The organism is Streptomyces sp. NRRL S-31, assembly GCF_000718775.1.
Classification (GTDB): Bacteria; Actinomycetota; Actinomycetes; order Streptomycetales; family Streptomycetaceae; genus Streptomyces.
Genome location: NZ_JOCB01000086.1, coordinates 15,264 through 37,554, shown reverse-complemented (window position 1 = coordinate 37,554; position 22,291 = coordinate 15,264). Strand labels below are relative to the sequence as shown.

The window sequence follows — 22,291 nt, the reverse complement described above, 5'->3', positions numbered from 1 at the left end:
CCGCCCGACGACAACACCAGGCCCGCACCAGCCACTACAAACGACGCGGACACAGCCCCTGACCTGGCCATCAGCCACAGCAAGCACCGTTGCAGTACTAAAAGCAGAGGTCTGCGCCGGCTATCCCCCGCACGTGTCAGATCAGTTCGAGCAACCGCAGGTCCGCCGCGTACTTTTCGATCAACTCCGCTTCCACATGCGGGATTTCTTCATCCGCGAGCCCTGCTTTCCGCACCGCCTCCGTGAACCGCACCGCCGGGATCGCCGAACCGTTCAACGGCTCGTCGGGTCGGCGGACGGTGTGCAGCAACGGCAGCAGCGAGTACTGCCGTCGTGCCTCCGGCAGGGCACGCAGGGCGGTCTCGAAGCGGGCGAACCACTCGTCGTAGTCGGCTATACGACTGACCGGGTGCCCGGCGGCGATGAGCCAGTCAACGAAGGTGTCCAGCGAGACACCGTCGTCGTGCGGGTTGACCACGTTGTACGTCCGGTAGCCGGTGATGCCGGCGCTGCCGAGCGCGTTGACGGCCTCGGCGACGAAGTCACCCGGCAGCCCGTCGTAGTGGGCCCGCGCCCTCTCGCCGTCGGCATCGGGGCGGTAGAACGACGCCGGTGCGATCCCCGTGACCAGGATGCTGAACAGCAGCCGCGTGAACATGTCGGGGACGTTCAACTGGCCCGCGTGCCGGCGGTGGGCCAGGATCATGTCGGAGCGCAGGACGGTGACGGGGAGTCCGTACTCCTCGTGCGCGCGGCGCAGCAGTACCTCGCCGGCCCATTTGCTGGTGGCGTAACCGGAGGCGTAGCCGTCGGTCAGCGCGCGGGCGGTGCTCACCTCGCGGATGTCGGCGCTCTCGTCGAGCCGGGCCGGATCGAGACCGCCTGCCACGCCGACCGTGGAGAGGTAGGTGAACGGCTTGACCTTGCCGGTCAGGGCCAGCCGGATCAGTTCGGCGGTGCCGACGACGTTCGGGCCGAAGAGCTGTTCGTAGGGCAGGACGTGGTTGACGAGCGCCGCGGGGTGGAAGACGGCGTCGACGTCCTCGGCGAGCCGATTCCAGGTGTCCTCGTCGAGCCCGAGCCGCCCCTCGCTGATGTCGCCGGCCAGCACTTCGAGATGACTGTCCGCCAATTCTCGATATGTGGAGAGAAGTTGCTGGTCGCCGCTGTCGAATGCCGCGTCCAGTCGACGGCGGGCGTCGGCGTCGTCGCGGCCGCGTACCACGCAGATCAGCCGGCCGCCGGTCGCCGACAGGCGCTCCAGCCAGTCCAGGCACATGAACCGGCCGAGGTAGCCGTTGGCGCCGGTCAGCAACACGGTGTGCGGGGCGGCGCCGGAAGCGGGGCGGGCGTTGCCCAGGGACGTGACGTCGAGGAACTTCTCCAGCGTCAGCTCGTCCGCGCGCGCCTCGGCGGCGTCCGCGCCGTGCACCGACGCGGACGATGGGCGCCCGGCGCCGGTGCGGGCCGCCTCGATATGGTCCGCGACCGCCTGGAGGTTGTTGCCGGCGCTGAGCAGCACCCCGACCGGCACCTCGACGGCGAAAATGTCCCGCAGCAGTTGTGAGAAGGACAACGCCGACAGCGAGTCGACGCCGAGATCGGTGAAGCGTGCGGTGGGGCGCAGCTCGGAGGCGGGGCAGCCGAGCTGCACGCTCGCCGCCGCGCGGATCGCCTCGAACACCGGCTGATCGGGGCCCGCCGCACGCAGCGCGCGCAGCGCCTCCTCCCGGCCGCTGGCCAACTCTTCGTACAGTGCCTCGAGTTGATCGCCGTAACGGTCCTTGAGGCTGGGGCGCAGGTTCTTGCGGATGTCCGAGAGCAGTCCGTTCGCCGTGCTGAACGGCTCGGTCTCGACGAGGAAGTCGCGCGGGATCTCGTACGGCTCCAACTCGGCCTGCCGGGCCGTCTCTTGGAGGGATGCGGCGAGCAGGGGCTTGAGCTCCTCCACGCCGCCGGCCTGCGCGAGGGCGTCCTCGGTGGGGACGATGACCGCGAGGAGATACGCGCGCTCGCTGTTGCCGTAGACGTAGATCTGCCGGATCAGGGGGCTGGTGACGAAGGTGGTCTCCAGTTGAGAGACGGTGACGAACTCGCCCTGGGACAGTTTGAGTACGTTGTTGCGGCGGTCGAGGTAGACCAACTGGTCCGGGCCGGTCTCGGCCATGATGTCGCCGGTGTGGTAGAAGCCGTCCGCGTCGAAGACCGAAGCTGTCGCGTCCGGCCGCTTGTAGTAGCCGGGGGTGATCATCTCTGTGCGGAGCAGGAGTTCGCCGCGCGGATGCGGCACGTCCGAGGTGGAGTAGCCGAGTTCGGGTACGTCGGCCAGTTTGTACTCGATGACCGGGGGCCGCATGACCCGCCCGTCCATCAGGATGGGGCCCGTCTCGGTCGTGCCGAAGCCGTCCCGCAGTGACAGCTCCAGGCAGGACTCCACGAACCGCTTCAGCTCTGCCGCGATCGGCGCGCTGCCGCAGATGACGTCACGCACCCGGCCACCGACGAACTCCTCCCGCAGCTCCGCCTTGACGGCCTTGTCGAGCGCGTCGGGGTCCGCGAACTCCCCGGCCCTGCGCGCCGATCGGCTCTGGTACTCCTGGAAGAGCATGTCGCAGATCCGCGGCACCAGCAGCAGCTGGGTCGGACGGGCCTCGCGCATGTCGTCGAACAGCGTCGACATGTCGCTGAGTCCTGTGAAGTACGTCGTGCCGCCCCGGACCAGCGTCATGTACAGCAACGCTCGCCCCGCGATGTGGCTCATCGGCAAGTAGCCCATGGTGACCGGCGACGCGTCGTCCTTCGACGCGAACCAGCCCGCCCACAGGCCCTGGAGCATGCTGTCCGTGTAGATCGCGCCCTTGGGCGCGCCCGTGCTACCGGAGGTGTAGATCAGCAGCCGCGCCGGGTTGTCCTCCGCAGCCTCGGACGTGACCGGCGTCGGCAGGGTCCGGCCGCGCGCGACGACGGTGCCCAGCGCCTCGACGGCCGTGACCCCGGCGTCCGCGAGCCGCCTTCGGGCGGCCTCGAACCGTTCCCGCTCCTCGTCGGCCTCCGGGTGGAAGTCGAACACGACAAGGCGTGGCCGCGACGGCATGGAGAGGGCCAACTCGACGGCATTGTCGATGGATTCGATACTGGTGGCGAGGACGCGCGGCTCGGACTCGGCGACGATCGGCTTCAACTTGCCGAGTGCGGAGCTGTTCTGGAGCGGCACCGAGACCGCGCCGGCTCGCAGACAGGCCAGGTCGAGCACCGTGTAGTCGACGCTGGTGAACCCGTAGATGGCGACGAAGTCTCCTTCGCCCACCGGATGTTCTGCGTCCGCCGTCCACTCGGCCGCGACCGCTCCGGCCCGCTCCCACAGCTCGGTGTAGCTGACGGTCGTGTAGTGCGGCAGTAGCCGCAGATCGGTCCGGCCGGTCGCCGGGTCGGTCACCGGCTCGCGGGCCCGCTCACCGAGGGCGGGGCGGTCGGCGTACCCCTCCATCACGGCGGTGACAGCCCGCAGCAGACCGATGCTGTGGTCGCGCACGGTCGCCAGGATTGCGGGAGAGGCGAGGAGCTGGGTCTCCTGAGCGGGGGAGGCCGAGTCGTTGGTTCGAGGTGTCGAGGACACCGACTTCACCGACTTTCCATCAACTGTGTTACATCAGGACGAGTTGGTGCTCAGTTCAGGCACACGCCGATGGCCCGGCCCGGCCCGGTGCGATGGCGCGGCGGGGCAGTGGTCCAGGGAAGGCGTGGCCGGCCCGGGGTGGCGCTCGGGCTACGGGTGGAGCGGTATGTGCGGTCTGCCGGGCCTGCCGGCCACCGTCTCCATGGGGGAAGCTGACACGTTCCTTCTGATCAGACGTCTCCGTGTACTCGACAACTATCTTAAGTTGCGTTACGTGACTGTCAAGTAAAGCAACGGCAAGCTACGCTGACCGGATGCGAGACATGGCCGAAAAAAGCCCTGAGAACAGCGAAGAGGGCGCAGGGAAGAGCAGGACGAAACCCCCCTCCGGGGGCGGGCCCGGCAGACCCAGGGACCCTTCGGTGGAGAAGGCGGTTCTGCGCGCGACCGTCGACCGGCTCGTCAGTGACGGCTATTCCCGTATGACGATCGGTGACATCGCCGCCGATGCCGGCGTCACCCGGCCGACGGTGTACCGGCGCTGGTCCAACAAGCACGACCTGGTCGTCGACGCCCTCGACTTCAACTTCCAGGAGGAGCGTGAACGGCACCCCATCGGCCCCCTGGAGGAACTCCCGCCTGTCGAGGCCCTGCGGCAGGCCCTGCGCCACGCCTCTCCCTTCGGCCCGACAGGCCGGGGCATGACCGTCATCGGGAACGTTCTCAGCGAGGCCGAGCGCACACCTGGCTTGATCGAGCTCATGCGGGAACACGCGCTGGAGCCTCGGCAGAAGCCGCTCATCGACACGTTGCGGCGACTGGCGACACAGGGGGTGTTACGCGAGGGGGTCGACGCGGAGCTGGTCGCCGACATGATGATCGGGAGTTACTACGCGTCGTACATGCGGCAGGGCCAGCGGGAGCCGGAGTTGGGGGACCGGGTCGTGGAGATGGTGTGGCGGCTCGTGGGGGTCGAGGGCTGAGCTTGACTCTGTCGGGGATCCTGGTCGCCGACCCGTGCACCGGGTCCGCTGAAGGTCCTACGCGAGAGCGACCCGGACTTCGTGCCGCTGAACGGCACACTTACCGAGTGCGACCAGGTCGGCAACGGACGCGCCGACTACTCCCATAAGCACCGACGGCACGGCGTGAACGTGCAGTTGGTCACCGATCCGGACGGCAGGCTGCTGTGGATCTCCCCCGCGTTGCCGGGCCGAACCCACGACCTGACCGGTGGCGGCCGCCATCGACCTGGTCGACCAGTGGGTGGCGTTCTTCGGGGTTTCCTCGAGCGTCTTGACGATGACCCGCTCGACGTCCGCGTCGGTGATTTCGCGCGGGACGCCCGGGCGGGGATCGTCACACAGGCCGTCCGGACCGCGTTCGAGGAAGCGGCGCCGCCAGGCTGTTCCCCGCCCCTTGGACGCCGTTTTACCCGAGCAGCAACAGGAGCGGCGTGACCGGGCCACGTGAGCTGCCCCGATTTTCGTGGAGTCCGCGATCGTGTGATCAAGCGGTCCAGTTTCGTCCAGTGCGCCTATTCGTACTCGTCGGGTGGCATGTAGCCGGGGGAGCGTGAACGGCTGGCCGCCCTCGGCGTCACGCCCCTGCCCCGCGGCAGAACACCCCCGCCAGGGCGCCCAGGAGCGGTACAGGCGGCTTCGAGCGCGGGTGCGCCGCTCTCGCCCAGTACACCGCCCGCACCGGCACCACGGGGCCCGTCAGCCGGACCCACACCGAAACCGTCACCATCGACGGCCAGGGGCACGCGGTGAAACTGGGTGTGTTCCTGGCGAACACCAAGGCCCGGCGCGCCAATCTCACCACCGACCAGCTCCAGCAGCTCGCCGCCCTCGGACTCAACCGGGCCAAAACCACACAGACACAGACGGGGACCGCGTAACCGTCAGCACAGCATCACGTGCGCCCGGGAGACGACTGCCTGGGCTTACCTCGGCAATATGCCCTGCACGCCCTCAGCGAGGTCAAGTCGGTGAAGTGACCTTGTACTTGCGGCCGTCGTCGCCCAGGGACCAGAGAACAACTGTGCGCCCTTCCGGGAGGTTCTTCCGGCAGTAGGCCCAATGGCCATTCGCGCCGGCCCTGGATATGCATTGCCCTCTACGAGCGCCTATGTCCCACCAGGCGGTTGAGGGGTTCCCATCGCGGTCCAGGTCCTGCACCCAGAAATCGTCAGTGGCCCTGTTGTAACAGACCTCGCCGTTGTTGCTGGACACACATTTGCTGTACGTCCAGTCGGGGTGCCCGCCTTCGAGCTTCTCGGCGACGTCCACCTCCAGCTCGGGAGCAGCCGACGCGAGTGGCGTGGTGACACCAACGATTGCCGCGCTGACTGCCAGCGGGGTGAGGATCCTGACCAGTCGCCTCTTCATTGTGCTCCCTCGTTGTGCCGGTCAGTATGGAAAAGGGCGGATTTCACGGTAGTCCAACTCCCTTTCAGGCCTTGACCTTCGATCAGCTCGGTCCTGAGGATGCCGTTCAGCGCCTCGGCCAGCATTAAGTCACCAGGATGGCCAAGAAGCCCTGGAGTGACATTGGCAAACAGTCCTCAGTTCCTTGGCAGCCAGTCTCCCGGCAAGTGAAGGGGCAAGGAGACGGTAGCCCCTGGGTGAGATCCCGTAGGCGGCACGGAACGCCCGGCTGAAGTCGGCGGCTGGTGGGAGACCCCAGCGACTCGACTGGGCCAAGACCACGCAGACGGAGGCGGCGTAGGCACCGGACAGTACGACGCCGACGCGTACGGCCAGGAGGTGGCCCGCATCAGCCACCACCAGCACGAGGCCGCGGCGGCGCGGTTCACCGTCTTCCAGGCCCTGGCCGCCGCCGGTATCGGACATGAGCAGGCCGACGACATCGTGTCGAAGCTGGAGGCCGGGGCGGTGGCCGGCGCCCACACCTGGATCTCCGAGAGCAGCGCCCCGCACGGGTCCGAGCAGCGCTTCGAGGACGGATGGTCCGCCGGGGTCGGCGACGTCGCCGGCCACCTGCTGCGCATCGCCGACGCCACTGCCACCGCTCAGCGTGGCCGCGCAACTGGGCGCGCGCGAACGGCTACGACGTGCCGATACGCGGACGCATTCCCGCCGAAGTCCGGCACGCCTGGGAGCTGGCGCACGAGAGCAGCTGATCACCACGGAGTGGCGACGGTCAGAACGCAGCGGCTGCATCGGACGTGACCGCTAGAAGGGTCATGAAGATCTTGGTGGGGGCTGTCCGGCCGGAGGCCAGGCAGCCCCACTGGGATCTGACAGGGCAACGGTGTGCCCGGCGGGGCAGGTCACGAGGGCGGTGGCGGCGTCGATGGCGAAGTCGTCCAGGGTAGAACCGCCGACGGCATCCGCGGACTCCGCAGCCGGGGCGGCCACTACGGCGACCCCTACGGCGGCAAGCCCAGCACTGGATGATCAACGACAAGGAGAAGAACAAGAACCGGGCCGCCGTGTGCCCGAAGAATCCGCCGGCCGACATGAAGCGCGCGGGCCGCGCCTCCTGCGACGAGTACCCCTTCGCCCCCAGGGCAGTTGAGTCACCGGCATGGGGGCTGGGTCTCGTCACATGCCCGTCGTCCGCCCGAAGGCCGGGGTCTGCGGCGTCCGGTACGTGCGGTCGCAAGGGGACGGGGAGCCCTCGCGGGATCCCTCCGCTTTCCGTAGAGGTACGACCACTGTGGCCACGTGAGCATCTGAAACAGCCTGTAACACCTCGTTAACTGACGTCGAGTTAGGTAGGTCGTACTCCCCCCTCACATCCCGGGAGAGAGCGTCGACGCTCATGGGATCGCTCCCATCGGGGGAGCTACTGGAAGGAGTCTTGTGGCTACGAGCACAAGAACCCAGCGACAGAGGCTGGCCATACCCCTGCTCGCCTTCGTCCTGGCCGGCGGTGGCACGGTCGCCACAGGGGGGACGGCAACGGCGGCACCCGCCGAGCCGGACGCCTCGGTGGCCAGCGGTGTCAGCTCTGGTTTGCGACCCGAGGGAGATCGGGTCGACCTGACCGGGGGCGCCGGCCGGTTCAGACCGCGCCAGACCGATAAGTCCGATGCGAAACCCAAGCAAATGCCCTCCGGTCGAACTCCGTACATTGTGGAACTTGCCGAGGAACCGGTGGCGACGTACACGGGCCGGCTCTCGGGGCTGGCCCGAACCCGCCCGGCACCGGGCGAGCAGTTGGAACCGCAGTCGGGGGCGGCGAAGTCGTACCGGAAGCACCTGGGTACCCAGCGGACGGCCGTGGCCGAGGCAGCCGGCGTCACGGTCAACGAGGTCTACACCACGGCCTTCAACGGTTTCTCCGCCAGGCTGACAGCAGCTCAGGTCGAGGAACTGAAGGCGGACAAGCGGGTCCGTTCGGTCACCAAGTCCCAGGTGGTCAGGACCAGCCAGGCGTCCCTTGGTGACACCACGCCGCAGCCGACGACGGGCACGGCAACGGGCACGGCCGGAACAGCCAAGACCGGTGCATCGGCCACCGGCGCCCAGGCAACCGGCTCGCCGACGACCAGCGCGCAGAAGTCCGACGCGCGGAAGCCGGGCAGAAGCACCGGCGCCGGGGTCGTGATCGGCGTCCTGGACACCGGGATCTGGCCGGAAAGCCCGTCGTTCGCCAAGCGGATACCGGCGACCCCGGCGGGCTGGCACGGCACCTGCCAGACCGGCTACACATTCGCTGCCCAGCACTGCAACGGCAAGATCGTCGGCGCCCGGTACTTCGCCGACACGCTCCTCGCGGTGTCGGGCGGCACGCTGCCCGAGGGGGAGGTGCTCTCCCCCCGGGACATGGTCGGGCACGGTACGCACACGGCGTCCACCGCGGCCGGCCTGCCCGTCGACAACGTCACCATCTCGGGGCGGAACTTCGGTTCGGTCTCCGGTGTGGCCCCGGACGCGCAGATCGCCGTCTACAAGGTCCTCTGGGGCGGCTTGGGATACGACGCCGACATCATCGCGGGCATCGACGCCGCGGTCGCCGACGGCGTGCAGGTGCTCAACTACTCGATCGGAACGCAGTTGGGGGACAGCGAGCCCAACACCCCGATCGGCAAGGCCTTCCTCAACGCCACGCTGGCCGGAGTCTTCGTCACGGCCGCGGCCGGCAACAGCGGCTTCAGCAGCGCGGTCAGCAACACCCAGCCGTGGGTCACCACAGTCGGCGCGGCGGTGACTCAGGTGAACGAGGGGACCGTCCGGCTCGGCGACGGCACCTCGATCACCGGGGCCTCGCTGGACGTGCTTCCCGGCGGCCGATCCCTGCCGCTGGTCTTCGGCGAGCAGGCCGGCACATTGGAGGAGGGCTCGGCGTACTGCGAGCCCGGCAGTCTGGACCCGGCGAAGGTGAAGGGCAAGGTGGTCGCCTGCGCCCTGGACAGCCCCTACGGCGCGGTGGAGGAGCTCAAGGCCAAGCGCGCGGCGGCAATGATCCTCTTCGACCCCAATGGCAACTTCCGGGTCAACAGCATCTACGACTTCCCGGTGCTCTATCTGAACACCAGGGACCAGGCCGGCGAGATCTTCAACTACCTGATGAGGCACCCGGCCGACGGCACCGCACAGCTCACGTCGAGCAGCCACGGCTCCGGTGCCCCAGGCGTGCCGACCATCGCGGACTACTCTGCGACGGGGCCGGACAAGATGCACCCAGGGCTCATGAAGCCCGACCTGGTCGCCCCCGGCAGCGACATCGTCGCGGCCGTCTCCCCGCCGGGAAACTTCGGCCGGCAGTACGACGCGTACTCGGGGACCTCGATGGCGACCCCGCACGTGGCCGGTCAGGCCGCGATCCTGCGGGCCGAGCATCCCGACTGGTCACCCGGCGCGGTTGCCTCGGCGTTGCACACCACAGCCGACCCCGTGGGCAACACCAGCCCGCTGGCTCAGGGCAGCGGGCTGCCGTCGCTGAAACGGGCCGCCGATCCGGGTCTGGTCATCGAGCCGGACGCCAAGAGCCTGACCGCGTTCAGCGAAGCGGCTCAGCCCGACGGCCGCGAGCTGAACCTGCCGTCGATCGGGCTGCGCGAGTACGACGGCACCAAGCCGGTGGTGCTGACCCGCAAGCTGACCAACGTGGGCAGCAAGCGGGAGACGTACCATGCCTCGACGAGCGGGCTACAGGGCATGCAGGTGAGCATCGCACCGGCAACGGTGACGGTGGCACCGGGCGAGACCGCCTCGGTCACCATCACCCTGCGGCGCGGCAGCGCACCGTGGGACCGCTACGTCACCGGCACGATCACCTGGCGCGGCACCGCTCACCAGGTACGGATCCCGGTCGCCGCGCGCCCGTGGGGCATCACGCCCCGGCAGTACGACGACAACTTGGAAGAGTTCGGCCGGCTCACCGACGGCACCTACGGCATGTTCGAGCCGGGGTTCACCGGCCCGGTCTCCGGCCGGTCGACCGGCTACGCCCCCATGCAGCGGGAGTCGTACTCGATGCGGACCGGGGTCAGCGGCGGGGTCTTCGACCGCAAGGCCCTCGGGGTGCAGGCGCACTCTTTCAAGGTGCCGGCGGGCAGCGCCGGAATCGTCGTGGACACCGTGACCGACGACCCGGACACCAACCTCGACCTGTGGCTGTACAAGGGCGACAAGCTGGTCTACCGGAGCGCCGCCGGCTGGAGCAGCTCCGAGCGGGCCTGGGTCTTCATGCCGGCAGCGGGCACGTACACGGCGTACGTCTTCGCACAGGACTCCGGTAGCCCGGTCGTCAAATACCGGCTCGGACACATCGTCCTCAGCCGTAACGGCCACTACAAGCCGGCGACGCTGGAACTGCCGACCGCGGTGGAGCGCGGCACGACACCGCCGTACAAACTGCGGCCGGGTGCTCCGCTGAAGCCTGACGTCGAGTACTGGGCGTACACCGAGTTCCGCACCAAGGGGCAAGTGGTCCCAGGTCAGTTGGTGTCCACGAACCAGTACTCCTGGGAGTGACGCGGTAGTCCCCCGAGGGCCCGTGGCTCCCGAGCGAGCCGGTGGGGCGGGGCCGAGCGGCTCCCACCCCACCGGCTCGCTCACGTCCCGGACTCCATGGAGCCGGCATCCCGCTCCTCGGTGCGACGGCACAGCGAGTCGTGCGCCGCTGGCCCCTCCAGCCAGCCGGGCGGTACGGGCGGCGATTCCGCCAGGGCGCACTTCTCCTGCCGCACAGCGGGACCTGGACCTTGCGGGGGCTTCTCCGGTGATCGAGTGGAGCCGCAACTGTCCGGGGGCCGTCGCCCCACAGGTGCTGGGACACCGGCCGGGACCCAGCCCTTCCGCCGTGACGGTACGCCCGGGCCGGAGCGGCGGGGAATCATGCCACCCCGCCCCAGCAGTGGTCCGGGCCCGGGCCGTGTTCGGATGCGGGTTCGGGTTCGCGGGAGTCGTGCTCGATCCGCCATCGCGTCTTCGCCCACCGCACAAGGTCGGCAATCGGTGTGGGTGCAGGCAGGTTGCCGCCCCCACATGGCGACGAGCGCGCCGTGCGCCTGGGCGACGGCCGGGCGGAGATCGCGCTGCCGACCGCCTCGAACCGCTCCAAGGCCGGCCAGGACCCGTCCACGCCGGCGGCCTGCCCGACGATGCCCAGGTTCACCAGTGGGTGCCGACTACTTCGGTGCGAGTGTCCCGCCGACGCTGCCGGGAGCCCTCACCGTGCCCTCACGGGGCCCGGGACCGGGTGTGAGTAGGTGAAGTACATGCCGGACTCCGCGGCCCCTTGGTCGTCCACCGCGACAATGCCCTGTCAGGCGCCGACCGCCGCGGCGTTCTCGTCGACGCGGGCTCGCACCCAGCCGAGGAACGCCCGGACCTGCGGACCGGGCAGGGACAGCGCGGCGGCGCGAGGACGTTCGAAGCTGCGGACCGCGGCCTCGATCAGCGGACGGAAGTCCTCCTCCGCGGCGGCGACTTGACCGGCAGCGTCGCGTTTGGCGAACCAGCGCCCGGTGCGGCAGTAGACCACGGAGCGGCACCCGTTGAGAACCCGGTTGTCGGCGAGATGCCCCTCACCGTCGCCGTGCTCGCGCACCGAGGCCCGGATCGCGGTGTACAGGTCCGTCGGCCGGGGCGCCGCGATCACCTCCGGTGCGGGCGGCCCGTACAGCGCGATCCCGTCCTGATGCGCCACGGAGCGGTCGATGACGTACCAGAACGACGGTGCCCCGGCCGTGTCGAAGGCGGTCCGGCCCGGCAGCTGAGCACCAGTGTTGAGGTCCAGCAGGTAGCCGGCCTCCCCGGACGGGACACGGGCGAAGTCCGCCGCGTAGACGACCAGTTCCAGCCCCGCCGCCGGGCACGGCAGCCGCCGGTGATCGAGAGCGTCGGCCAGTTCCCGCAGGGCCGCGGCCGGAGGCGGGCCCTCTACGACGACCGTGACGTCGATGTCACTGCGGCCATGCCGGTAGTCGCCGAGCGCGAGGGAACCGACCGCGACCACTCCGGTCAGCCGGGAACCGCACACCGCGCGCGTGCGGCGTACGAGCTCCGTCAGGTAGGGCCGCACCTCGGTGGGAACGGCACGAAACAGCTCGGTGTTGGCGCCCATACCGCCAGTATGGAGCACCGCCGAGATCAACTCGAAGTCACCGGTGTCGGCGCCGGAAGAAACGCGGGGGTTCCCCGACCGCGGCGGCAGGAACAGCGCGGCAAATCGCCGCGGTCAGCGGCAGCTCCCCCGGTAGGCGCAGACCTGGGGCCGTCGGCGAGGGCCAGTGCTCCACGGCGGCGGCCGCTCAGCGGTCCGGCTCCACAGTGATCCCCGACGTCCCTCATGCTGCCTGCCCGCCGGCTTGCGCCTGTCGGAGAACCCGCCCCGCCGTCCCGGCCGACAGGACCGCCGACGTAGGCGCCGCGTACCTGGAGGGCCGCTCCATCGCCGCCCTTGCGCGCGACCACGGCGTCAGCCGCGGCGCGATCCGCACGGCCGTCGCCGACCTCATGCCCGACCACACCGCCGCTCAGGAAGACGCCCCGGACCTGGAGTTGCTGGTCGTCCTCGACCTGCCCGGCAAGGTCGCCGGCTTCGTCCGCGCCGCCGAACTGTAGCCCGCTGAGCGGGCCGCACTCGACCAGGGGTGGTCGTGCGGCGCGGCCAGGGGTACGCCCTGCGTGCCACCGCGTCCCGGCCGTGCACCGCCGGCTCCTCGCCCTCTGCCGTCCGCTCGACGGCGGCCGGGACACCCCCGGCGATCCCGGCTCAGCGCAAGGGCCACATCAAACACGACAGCGTCAGGGCGCCTCCCGAAGTGCTGGACAACCGCTGCCGAAAGTCCTGGACAAAGCCAGGGGGAGGCACCCCGGTGCGCCCGGCGCCGCGGGCGGGGGTGCCCATCCCCTACCGGCCGCCCCAGTTCGTAGGAGGCGGCTTTCAGACGTGTGCCCAAGGCAGGCGCAGCGCCTCGATTTCGGAGTCGTCCAGCAATGCGCTGATGAGGGCTGGTGAACCGACAACCTTGGTGGCCCACAGGTCGTAGTCGGTGCAGAGGACCCAGGAGCGGTCATCGGCCCAGAGATTGGACGGGCTGAAGTCTGCTTCGGACAGGTCGTACAGCATCTCGGCGTCGCCGAGCCGGCCCGCACGCACGTGGAGGTTGTCGAGGTCAGTGGCTCCAAGCGTCAGCGGGTTGTAGTAGGCAAGGCAGCGGGTATCCGCGCCTGCGGGGCTGTACCGGGTGAGGGTGGCGATCAGCCGATTCCAGGTCTCCCGGTCCAGGCTTCCTTCGGTCGGCGGGATCATGCCCAGTGGCCAACTGCCCTCCTTTTTGGCTGAGGGGAAGCAGCGGTAGGAGGGCATCAGCCCGTCGGGCACCATCGGGTCGCCGGTCCGCCGGGCGAGCTCGGTCCATCGCAGCCGCCGCCAGCCGGGGCCGGGGTGCCGGGCACGGCCCAGACCTCCCCCCGTGGCGATGCCCACGGCGTCGAGGTCGAGGCCTCCGACGATGTGGGGCCGGCTACTCCCGTCGGCAACGCGTGCCTGGTGGTACTCGTCGTACGACATTTCGCCTGGCCCCTGTTCGTGCTCGTACATGGCGTTGAGCACCCACACCGCGTCAGGCATCGCAGGAGGCATGAACCCGGTGAGGCCGTCGCCACACAGTTCCAGCAGCCAGTCGGTGGCCCCAGGCGGTACGAGCGGCCACAGGCCGGACATCGGGTTCGGTTCCTCGGACATCCGCTCATGGTCCCAGCTGCGAATCCGCCCTTCTGCGAGGGGCCGGCATACGCCACCACCGTCAACCAGCGCACACTTCGCTGAGGCCGGTCGGGAGGGCGAAGTCGGGGCGGGCGCGCGGGTACGCAGTGCGGCGGCACAGCAACCAGCCAGGGGGCCTGTGCCCCGCCGCACTGCGGCCCGCGAGGCGCTCAGTCGTCGAGCAGGTGGGGCAGGTGGGCGCCCAGGCGGTTTTCGAGGTCCCCCTCCTGCTGCATCCCGCGCTTGAACAGGGCGGTGACCCGCTGTTCGGTTTCCGGCCAGCGAAGGGCGGTCGCGAAGGTGGTCTGACCGTCGACGAGTCGGTCGACGGACGGCAGGGTGACCTGGTTGACGAGGTTCTTCACCGCCTCGATCGGGCGACGGTCGAATGTGGCGATGCGTCGTGCGAGCGCATCGACGAAGCCGTCGAGTTCGCCGTCCGGGAGGGACCGGTTGACCCAGCCGTACCGTTCTGCGGTATCTGCGTCGAAGTCGTCGGCGCCGAGGATGATCTCCAGAGCGCGGCCGCGGCCGGTCAGCAGTGGAAGACGCTCGGTGCCGCCGGCTCCCGGGTTCAGTCCCACGCCGACCTCGGGCTGCGCGAGGATGGCTTTCTCGCGGGATGCGAAGCGCATGTCACAGGCCAGAACGATCTCGCTGCCCAGCCCGCGGGCGCGGCCGCGGATCTTCGCGATGCTTGCGACGGGGTGCCGGGTGAGGCGGACGAGCGGGTCCATGGGGTGGGCCAGGCCGAACCGGCCGGCCGTCCGGGCGATGCTGTGGCTCTCGCCGGACATGTCGTAGTGGGCGAGGAAGAACTCCGGGTTCGCGCTTTCGAAGACGACGACGCGGAGGTCGGGGCTCTTGTCCATCCGGTCGAGGAGGTTCTGCAGGCCTTCGAGCACGGTGCTGTCGACCACGTTGATGGGTGGGTTGTCGAAAACGACCCGCCAGTAGGCGGGCGATTCCTCGACGGTGTGCACGGCTGTCGTCGAATGGGTCGGGCTGTCGCTCATCGCTGTTCTCCTGTCACCGGAGTTGTGCCGAATCTTCGTGCAGGCGAGTCCGTAAGACCCGCGCGCCGTAGCCGGCGATCTGGACGCTGCCGTCAGGCAGTCAGGATGTTACGCATCATCTTGGTGGAGGATAAGTATCATCCAGAAATCGGGCGTTGGATGGCGCGATCCTGCCTGCCGGCCGGCGCGCATCCGACGATTCACCGCCCGAGGTGGGCTGGGTGCCGGGGAGGCCCGGCGACGCGAGCCGTCACCGGGTCGGTGCGAGCAGCCCGGAGTGGTTGACGCTGTCAACGGTATGATGGAAATCATCTTGACGCAGGAGCGGCGTCCGCCCTCCTCGAAGGGAGGCCGACATGGGGCACTCGCAGGCGGAGAAGGCGGCGAGCCGCGAGAGGGTGCTGCGTATCGCGGCTCGCAAGATCCGGCAGGACGGCATGTCCGGCCCCGGTGTCGCCGAGATCATGCGAGAAGCGGGGCTGACGCATGGAGGCTTCTACAAGCACTTCGCATCCCGTGACGACCTGATCGCGCAGGCCGCGACCGCCGCCCTGACCGAGGTCTCCACGACGGTCGAGCAGCTCGCCGAGAAGAGCGGACAGGAACAGCGCGCCGGCATCATCGACGCTTACCTCGCGAAAGAACACCGCGACAACCCGGCCACAGGCTGCGCCCTCGTCACACTCGGCAGTGCCGCCGGGCGGGGCGACCCGGCCCTGAAAGAAGCGTACGAGAAGAGGGTCCGCGGCTACCTCGACCGCTTCGGCGGCAAGGACTCCGAGGAAGCGCGCGCCGAAGCGTTGCTCACCCTCAGCGCTCTTGTCGGTGCCACACTCCTCGCGAGAGCTGTCGCAGATCCCTCGCTCTCCGATGAGCTACTGGATACCGTGGCCAAGCAACTGAAACAGCGCTGACCGCTCCCCCTCCAACGCCTCCGCCCCATGACGCGTTCAGCGTTCAGTAAGACCAGGTAGGGTGCGGCCGGACCTTCGGACCTCCCCGGACCCGTCGTTCTGCCATTCGGCCACGGCGACGCCGAGCGCCGGACGACCCCCGGCCGGCCGTACTGCTCGTCGCCGTGCTGGAGGCCAGGCAGACGTCCTGGACCGCGATCCTGGACGCGGTGCGGCTGGAGTCCGGTGCCGACCCGGCCGCCGCCACCGACCAACTCCGCGACATGGTCCGGCCGGCCGGCACTGGGCAGGGGAAAGCGGGTGGGTGAGCCGGTGCAGGGTCGTCGTCGTCACGGTCATCCGGTAGCCCACGTTCGACAGGCGGCGGGCGCGGTCGTGGAAGGCAGCCTCCCTCGTGTTCGGGGCCGTGGCGAACAGCCATACCGGCCCCATGGAGAGGTGCTGCCGGGGTCGGCCGCGGTTCAGCTGGACTCGCGGACCACGAGTTCGTTCGGCATGATCACCGGCTTCCTGGGGCCGCCCTCGATGAGCGCCAGCAGCAGGCGCACCGTCGCGGTGGCCTGGTCGGCCATGGAACTGCGCACCGAGGTCAGCGCGGGAGTGGTGTAGGCGGCGGCCTCGATGTCGTCGAACCCGACCACGGCCACGTCGTCGGGGACCCGGCGGCCCGCCTGGTGCAGGGTGCGCAGCGCCCCGATGGCCATGAGGTCGTTGGCCGCGAACACCGCGTCGACGTCCGGGTCGTCCTCCAGGAGCTGCCGCATGGCCTCCGCGCCCGACTCGCGCGTGAACTCGCCCAGCGCAACGATCGAGCGGCGGCCGGTGTCCCGCAAGGGCGCGCGGTACCCCTCGAGCCGTTCGCGGGACTCGTACAGGTCCAGCGGCCCGGTGATCGTCGCGATCCGGCGTCTGCCCCGCTCCAGCAGGTGCCGTACGGCCAGCTCCGCACCGCCCGCGTTGTCCAGCGCCACGTACGGGACGTCCGTCGCGGCGGTGCGGTTGAAGGACGCGACGGGCAGGCCCATGCGGGCGAGCGCGGCCGGCAGGGGATCGGCGCCGTGCAGCGCCACGAGCATCACGCCGTCCACGTGACCCCCCGCCACGTAGCGCTCCACCCGGGCCCGGCTCTCGTCGGACTCGGCGAGGATCAGCACCACGCGTCTGCCGACGGCCTCCAACTCCCGGCTGACGGTGCGCACCACGGTGGAGAACAGCGGGTCGTCGGACACCACGCCCTTGGGCGGGTCGGACACGACCACGGCCACGGCGTCCGTGCGGCGGGTGACCAGGTTGCGGGCGGCGGCGTTCGGCACGTAGCCGAGTTCCCGCACCGCCCGCATGACGACGTCCCGGATCTCCGGCGCGACGGTGGTCTCCCCGTTGACGACCCGGGAGACGCTCGACTTGGACACGCCGGCCCGGGCGGCGACCACCGCGAGCGTGGGTCGTTTCATCGCCTTCCGATCACCGGTGCCCGGTCGTCGAGTCCAGGGAGCGTTTTCCCCCAGGATGACCACGGCCCGATCCGCCTGTCAACGACGCCTCCCGTGCACCTGGTTGACGGTCGCCTCGACTGGCCGGTCTCCGGCGCCGGTCGGCCGGCGTCGCGCGCCCCGCCGCAGTGGATCTCAGGAACCGTTCCCTGAGACGCAGCACGTGCGTCGGGGATGTCACGGGCCTGTCGCCGACAGCCTTGACAGGCCACCGACACCGGCCCATTCTCACCCATCAGGGAGCGCTCCCTCACCCTTCCCCCCACTGAGGAGTCGCCCGTGCATCCCCTGCTCCGCCGCTTAGGCATACCCGCCCTGGTCGCGGCCGTCCTGCTCACCCTCGTCAGCCTGCCCGCGTCCCGCGCCCACGCCGCCGAAACCCTGCTGTCCCAGGGCCGGCCCGTCGTCGCGTCGAGCACCGAGGACCCGTTCACCGCGCCGGGAGCCGTCGACGGCAACCCGGCGACGCGCTGGTCCAGCGCCTTCTCCGACCCGCAGTGGATCAGGGTCGACCTCGGGGCCCCGGCCCGGATCAGCCGTGTCACTCTCCAGTGGGAGGCCGCCTACGGCAGGGCCTTCCGCATCGAGGTGTCGGACGACGCCGAGACCTGGTCCACCGTCCACGAGACGGCGGACGGCACCGGCGGCACCCAGAACCTGACCCTCTCGGCCACCGGCCGCTACGTCCGCATGTACGGCACCCAGCGCGGCACTCAATACGGCTTCTCCCTCTGGGAGCTCCAGGTGTACGGCACGGCCGGCACCGGCGGCGACCCCGGCGGCAGTGGCGGGGACACCCTGCTGTCGTACGGGAAGACCGGCGCGGCCTCCTCGTCACAGAGCGACGGCAACTGCTGGGAGTGCACCCCGGCCCGGGCCTTCGACCGCGACCCGGCCTCCCGGTGGGCGACCAGCTCCACCACCGGCTGGACCGACCCCGGCTGGATCTCCGTCGACCTGGGCGCGACCGCGCAGCTCACCAGGGTCGTCCTGCAGTGGGACCCCGCCTACGCCAAGTCCTTCCAGATCCAGGTCTCGCCCAACGGCACCGACTGGACGCCGATCTACTCGACCACGTCAGGCACCGGCTTCAAACAGACCCTGGCCGTCTCGGGCACGGGACGCTACGTCCGCATGTACGGCACCGAACGCGCCACCCCTTACGGTTACTCCCTCTGGGAGTTCCAGGTGTACGGCACCGGAGGCGCCCCCGTCCCGGCGCCGCCGCTGCCGCCGGACCCGGCGCAGCCGCCGCGGCTGGTGTGGAGCGACGGCTTCGACGGGGCCGCCGGCAGCAAGCCCGACCCGGCGAAGTGGCGCGCCGACCCCGGCACCGGCCAGAACGGCGAGCTGCAGTACTACACCGACCAGCAGAACGCCGCGCTGGACGGCGACGGCCACCTCGTCATGGAGGCGCGCAAGGAGGCCAGCCCCGGCCGGGCCTGCCCGCCCGACCCGCTGACCGGCAGCACCACCTGCCAGTACACCTCGGCCCGCATGAACACCGGCGCCACCTTCCAGTTCACCTACGGACGCGTCGAGGCCCGCATCAAGGTGCCCAAGGGCAACGGGCTGTGGCCCGCCTTCTGGATGATGGGCGCCGACTTCCTCACCGGCCGTCCGTGGCCGTACAACGGTGAGGTCGACATCATGGAGGTCCTCGGCAAGGACGTGCGGACGGCCTACTCGACCGTGCACGCCCCTGCCTACAACGGTGGCAACGGGATCGGCTCGCCGTACGGGCTGCCCTCGGGCGCCGACTTCTCGGACGACTTCCACACCTGGGCCGCCGACTGGAACGGCAAGGGCATCGTCTTCAGCCTCGACGGGCGCACCGTGTTCACCCTGGACAAGGACCAGGTGGAGCGCACGCGCGGACCCTGGATCTTCGACCACCCGCACTACATGATCCTCAACCTCGCGGTCGGCGGCGACTGGCCCGGCCCGACCGACGCGTCGACACCGTTCCCGTCCCGGATGCTCGTCGACTACGTGCGCGTGTACCAGTAGCGCAGCCGGCACCGGCCCCTTGTCCGGTCCGGCCCGGACACCTCGGTCCCCGGGCCGGACCGCAGCCGCACCACGCCCCACCCCCTCCGATGAGGAAGTGACATGCGCAGACACCCCTTACACCTCTATCCCGTGCTGGTCGGTGCCCTGGCGATCGCCCTGGCCGCCGCCCTCGGCATCACCTTCGGCGCCCCCGCAGCGCGGGCCGCCACCGTCACCGTCCCGGCCGCGTCCTACGCGGCGCAGTCCGGCGTCGCCCTGGAGACGACCGCCGACACGGGCGGCGGGCAGAACGCCGCCTACCTCGCCGACGGCGACTGGATGCGCTTCGACCAGGTCGACCTCGGGCCCGCCGGCCGCCTGACGGTGTCGGCGCGCATCGCCGCCGCCACGGGCAGCGGGTCCGTCGAACTGCGCACCGGTTCCCTGACCGGCCCCCTGCTCGCCGTGATCCAGACCGGCCCCACCGGGGGCTGGCAGACCTGGGCGACGCGCAGCGCCGACGTCATCACCCACCCGACCGGCGCCCAGACCGTGTTCGCGGTGCTGCGCAGCACCACGCCCGGCGACTTCGTCAACATCGACTGGTTCTCGTTCCTCAGCGGCGGCGACGAGCCCGCGCCGGGCTGGGTCGACGTCGACCAGACCAAGTGGCAGGCCCAGCTGAGCCAGTTCCGGGCGATGACTCCGGCGCCGGTGCCCGCCAACGCCGTGCGCGTCCCCGAGTTCAACGCCACCTGCACCTACAGCCACTCCAAACCCGACGACCCGATCGTCGCTCCGGGCCTGCCCGGCGCGTCCCACATGCACAGCTTCTTCGGCAACAGGAGCACCGACGCATTCACCACCACCCAGAGCCTGCTGGGCAACACGGGCACGACCTGCACACCCGCCAAGGACCTCTCGGCGTACTGGATCCCCACACTCTACGAGCGCGGCAAGGCGGTCGAACCCGACGGGATGATCGTCTACTACGGGTCGCGGCTGCCCGACCCCACGGCGACCGTGCCCTTCCCACAGGGCTTCCGCATGATCGCGGGCGACGCCAAGTTGCAGGTGGCCACCCCGGCCGGCTCGCCCAACCAGTTCTGGTGCGCCGGACCCGGCGGCGAGACCGGCCGCAGCGCCGACGGCAACTGGCCGCTGTGCGCCCCCACCGCCAAGCTGGTGTACCAGCTGGTCTTCCCGGACTGCTGGGACGGCAGGCACCTCGACAGCCCGGACCACAAGTCGCACGTCGCCTTCACCTACGACGGCAAGTGCAGCGGCGCCTATCCGGTCGCCATCCCCTCGGTGTCGTTCGTCATCAGCTACCCGACCAGCGGGAGCGCCGACGGGTTCAGCCTGGCGTCGGGCATGGCCTCGTCCATCCACGGTGACTTCTTCAACGCCTGGGACACCGCGGCCCTCGGGCAACGCGTGAAGGACTGCATCGTGCAGAGCGCCAAGTGCAACTCCGCCGGAACGTTCTGACCCGGCGGACGGCGGCCGCCCTGCTCCTGGGCCTGTCGGTCGCCGGCTGCACCCCGCAGCCGTCGGCCGGCAGGCCCGCGCCCGCCACCTTCAACGACACCGACACGGCATGGATCCAGTTGATGATCCCCATGGACGAACGAGCCTCGCTGCTCACCGACTTGGTGCCCGCCCGCGCCGGTCGCCCGGCCCTGGCCGGCTGGGCCGAGGAGGCAGGAAGGAGATTGAAGGACGAACTCGTCGACCTGCGCGAGCTGTTGGAGGACTCGGGTGTTCCCGACACCCGTCCCCACGAGGGGCACAACATGCCGGGCATGGTCACGCTCGACACGGTGCGCAGGGCGAGGACGGTGACGGGGGAGAGCTTCGACCGCCTCTTCACCGAGAGTCTGCGGGCCCATCTGGTCCAGGTCCGCATGCTGTGCGCGAGTGAACGCACGTCAGGGAGCGCCGAGCGGGCGAAGGACCTCGCCGCCGTCATCGAGAGGAGCGTGGCCCGGCAGATCACCCGCCTCGACGCGGTCACGTGAGGCCGCCGGCGCCCGGCCGTCGCCGTCGGGCAAGGAGGGAGCCACCGTCACGCACGGACGTGAAGAACTCGATCATCCGTTCCCGTCCCTTCTCGCCGAACACCTTCTCCAGGCTGACGGCGGACTGGGCGGCGGACGCCTCGCTGCGGGAGGAAGAGGGCCTCCCCGCACGCGGCGAGGGCCGCCTCCGGGTCGCCCGGGCGGGCGTCGACGGCCTCGGCGAGTTCGGCGCCTCCCCCCATCGCCAGGTTGGCGCCCCCGCTGGCGAAGGGGGACATCAGGTGGGCCGCGTCGCCGAGCAGGGCCACACCGGGGACGCGGTCCCAGCGGTGTCCGACCGGCAGGCCGTGGATGCGCCGCGGGACGAGCGCGCCGTCGGCCTCGGCGACGAGGCCACGCGAACCCTCGTCCCAGCCGTAGACACGTTGGTGCCTCGTCCCTCCGCGACGGACAAGGGTGTGCCCGGCTCGTTTGCGGGCGCCCCCCCACTCGTACACGCCCGAGGTCACCGCCATGTGGATCGCCCTGCGGCAGCACGGTGGGAACGTCCGGGCGGCCGCCGCGACGCCCGGCACCGCGTGGAACGCCGACCTCTCGACGGTGCGCCGCTCCTCCGGGAACAGGTGGCCGACTGGCAGCGGGTCGGCCCGGTGAGGATCTCCCCGTACCCCTACGCGTTCCCCGACGAACCGAACGGCCCGCCCGTCCGGCCGAACCCCGCGCCCGTACGGCTCCTGGCCGGCGGCGGAGACCGACAGCTGGTCCTTCCGCCCGCGAGGTGCCCTCGCCGAAACGCTCGCCGTTTCCCCGGTGCCGCCGTGCTCGCCGGGCCCTGCGCGACGTGGTGGCCGAACACCCGGTCCACCGAGCCGTCAGGGATCGCGGACGGTCAGGGACCGCGTGCGCGCCGGCCGGTGACCGGCCACAGCGCCCTCCCACCGCTCCTCGTCAGGCAGGGCGCTCGCTCACATACCCCCGACAGGTGGCCCCACCCCGCCGGTCGTCCTGGCAGCCGCTGATCGTGCCGACGCGAGGGTGCCGCTCC

At 70.3% G+C, this 22,291-nt stretch carries 16 protein-coding genes and 3 pseudogenes; 10 read left to right on the top strand and 9 right to left on the bottom strand.

What is annotated here, in order from left to right; all coding sequences use genetic code 11:
- Nucleotides 1–136 precede the first annotated feature (136 nt).
- Entirely contained in the window at nucleotides 137–3,625 is a 3,489-nt protein-coding gene (car, locus tag IF37_RS0128710) for a carboxylic acid reductase (RefSeq protein WP_030748736.1), read from the bottom strand.
- A gap of 413 nt (nucleotides 3,626–4,038) precedes the next feature.
- On the opposite strand from car, the gene IF37_RS0128705 reads away from it, so the two are divergent.
- Both IF37_RS0128705 and IF37_RS42650 read left to right on the top strand, forming a co-directional pair.
- Nucleotides 4,039–4,599 carry a TetR/AcrR family transcriptional regulator gene (locus IF37_RS0128705; protein ID WP_052845413.1) on the top strand — a complete coding sequence of 187 codons (561 nt, stop codon included), beginning with the start codon at nucleotides 4,039–4,041 and terminating at the stop codon, nucleotides 4,597–4,599.
- Between the two features lie 33 nt (nucleotides 4,600–4,632).
- Nucleotides 4,633–4,848, top strand: a pseudogene (locus IF37_RS42650) (transposase family protein); the annotation flags it as partial.
- Here the strand turns inward: IF37_RS42650 and IF37_RS42645 are convergent.
- Nucleotides 4,846–5,019: pseudogene (locus tag IF37_RS42645) on the bottom strand (helix-turn-helix domain-containing protein); the annotation flags it as partial. The pseudogenes IF37_RS42650 and IF37_RS42645 overlap by 3 nt on opposite strands.
- 368 nt (nucleotides 5,020–5,387) lie before the next feature.
- Between IF37_RS42645 and IF37_RS44635 the strand changes: the two are divergent.
- Complete coding sequence (locus IF37_RS44635; RefSeq protein WP_158727405.1) at nucleotides 5,388–5,519, top strand: helicase; 132 nt, start codon at nucleotides 5,388–5,390, stop codon at nucleotides 5,517–5,519.
- A gap of 82 nt (nucleotides 5,520–5,601) precedes the next feature.
- On the opposite strand, the gene IF37_RS44630 is transcribed toward IF37_RS44635, so the two are convergent.
- Nucleotides 5,602–6,009: a hypothetical protein gene (locus IF37_RS44630; RefSeq protein WP_158727404.1), complete on the bottom strand. Its 408-nt coding sequence runs from the start codon at nucleotides 6,007–6,009 to the stop codon at nucleotides 5,602–5,604.
- Between the two features lie 578 nt (nucleotides 6,010–6,587).
- Here IF37_RS44630 and IF37_RS43855 point away from each other — a divergent pair.
- Both IF37_RS43855 and IF37_RS0128690 read left to right on the top strand, forming a co-directional pair.
- Complete coding sequence (locus IF37_RS43855; protein WP_253915874.1) at nucleotides 6,588–6,764, top strand: histone-like nucleoid-structuring protein Lsr2; 177 nt, start codon at nucleotides 6,588–6,590, stop codon at nucleotides 6,762–6,764.
- 685 nt (nucleotides 6,765–7,449) lie between these two features.
- Nucleotides 7,450–10,569: a S8 family peptidase gene (locus IF37_RS0128690; RefSeq protein WP_030748725.1), complete on the top strand. Its 3,120-nt coding sequence runs from the start codon at nucleotides 7,450–7,452 to the stop codon at nucleotides 10,567–10,569.
- An 80-nt stretch (nucleotides 10,570–10,649) separates the two neighbouring features.
- On the opposite strand, the gene IF37_RS46450 is transcribed toward IF37_RS0128690, so the two are convergent.
- From IF37_RS46450 to IF37_RS0128670, 4 genes are all read right to left on the bottom strand, one after another.
- A complete protein-coding gene (locus IF37_RS46450) occupies nucleotides 10,650–10,784 on the bottom strand; it encodes a hypothetical protein (protein WP_301540356.1) in 135 nt (44 codons plus the stop codon).
- Nucleotides 10,785–11,362: 578 nt separating this feature from the next.
- On the bottom strand, nucleotides 11,363–12,163 hold the full coding sequence (locus IF37_RS0128685; protein ID WP_030748722.1) for an aminoglycoside adenylyltransferase domain-containing protein: 801 nt from the start codon (nucleotides 12,161–12,163) through the stop codon (nucleotides 11,363–11,365).
- An 822-nt stretch (nucleotides 12,164–12,985) separates the two neighbouring features.
- Complete coding sequence (locus tag IF37_RS0128675) at nucleotides 12,986–13,789, bottom strand: hypothetical protein (RefSeq protein ID WP_030748719.1); 804 nt, start codon at nucleotides 13,787–13,789, stop codon at nucleotides 12,986–12,988.
- 191 nt (nucleotides 13,790–13,980) lie between these two features.
- The gene (locus IF37_RS0128670) at nucleotides 13,981–14,826 is read right to left on the bottom strand and encodes an enoyl-CoA hydratase/isomerase family protein (RefSeq protein ID WP_052845412.1); all 846 of its coding nucleotides are present in this window, start codon (nucleotides 14,824–14,826) and stop codon (nucleotides 13,981–13,983) included.
- 356 nt (nucleotides 14,827–15,182) lie between these two features.
- On the opposite strand from IF37_RS0128670, the gene IF37_RS0128665 reads away from it, so the two are divergent.
- Nucleotides 15,183–15,740 (top strand): TetR/AcrR family transcriptional regulator, encoded by a 558-nt coding sequence (locus IF37_RS0128665; RefSeq protein WP_030748713.1) that lies wholly within the window; start codon nucleotides 15,183–15,185, stop codon nucleotides 15,738–15,740.
- Nucleotides 15,741–15,904: 164 nt separating this feature from the next.
- Nucleotides 15,905–16,048: a hypothetical protein gene (locus IF37_RS44625; protein ID WP_158727403.1), complete on the top strand. Its 144-nt coding sequence runs from the start codon at nucleotides 15,905–15,907 to the stop codon at nucleotides 16,046–16,048.
- 153 nt (nucleotides 16,049–16,201) lie between these two features.
- Here IF37_RS44625 and IF37_RS0128655 read toward each other — a convergent pair whose 3' ends face one another.
- Complete coding sequence (locus IF37_RS0128655; RefSeq protein WP_030748710.1) at nucleotides 16,202–17,194, bottom strand: LacI family DNA-binding transcriptional regulator; 993 nt, start codon at nucleotides 17,192–17,194, stop codon at nucleotides 16,202–16,204.
- A 318-nt stretch (nucleotides 17,195–17,512) separates the two neighbouring features.
- On the opposite strand from IF37_RS0128655, the gene IF37_RS0128650 reads away from it, so the two are divergent.
- From IF37_RS0128650 to IF37_RS39805, 3 genes are all read left to right on the top strand, one after another.
- Nucleotides 17,513–19,243, top strand: coding sequence for a discoidin domain-containing protein (locus IF37_RS0128650; RefSeq protein ID WP_106981868.1), 1,731 nt, complete (start codon nucleotides 17,513–17,515; stop codon nucleotides 19,241–19,243).
- 102 nt (nucleotides 19,244–19,345) lie between these two features.
- Nucleotides 19,346–20,716 (top strand): DUF1996 domain-containing protein, encoded by a 1,371-nt coding sequence (locus tag IF37_RS0128645; protein ID WP_030748704.1) that lies wholly within the window; start codon nucleotides 19,346–19,348, stop codon nucleotides 20,714–20,716.
- Complete coding sequence (locus IF37_RS39805) at nucleotides 20,692–21,246, top strand: DUF305 domain-containing protein (RefSeq protein WP_052845411.1); 555 nt, start codon at nucleotides 20,692–20,694, stop codon at nucleotides 21,244–21,246. The genes IF37_RS0128645 and IF37_RS39805 overlap by 25 nt, the downstream gene beginning before the upstream one ends.
- On the opposite strand, the pseudogene IF37_RS0128635 reads toward IF37_RS39805, so the two are convergent.
- A pseudogene (locus IF37_RS0128635) lies at nucleotides 21,239–21,659 on the bottom strand (FAD-dependent oxidoreductase); the annotation flags it as partial. The gene IF37_RS39805 and the pseudogene IF37_RS0128635 sit on opposite strands and share 8 nt — an antisense overlap.
- Nucleotides 21,660–22,291 lie beyond the last annotated feature (632 nt).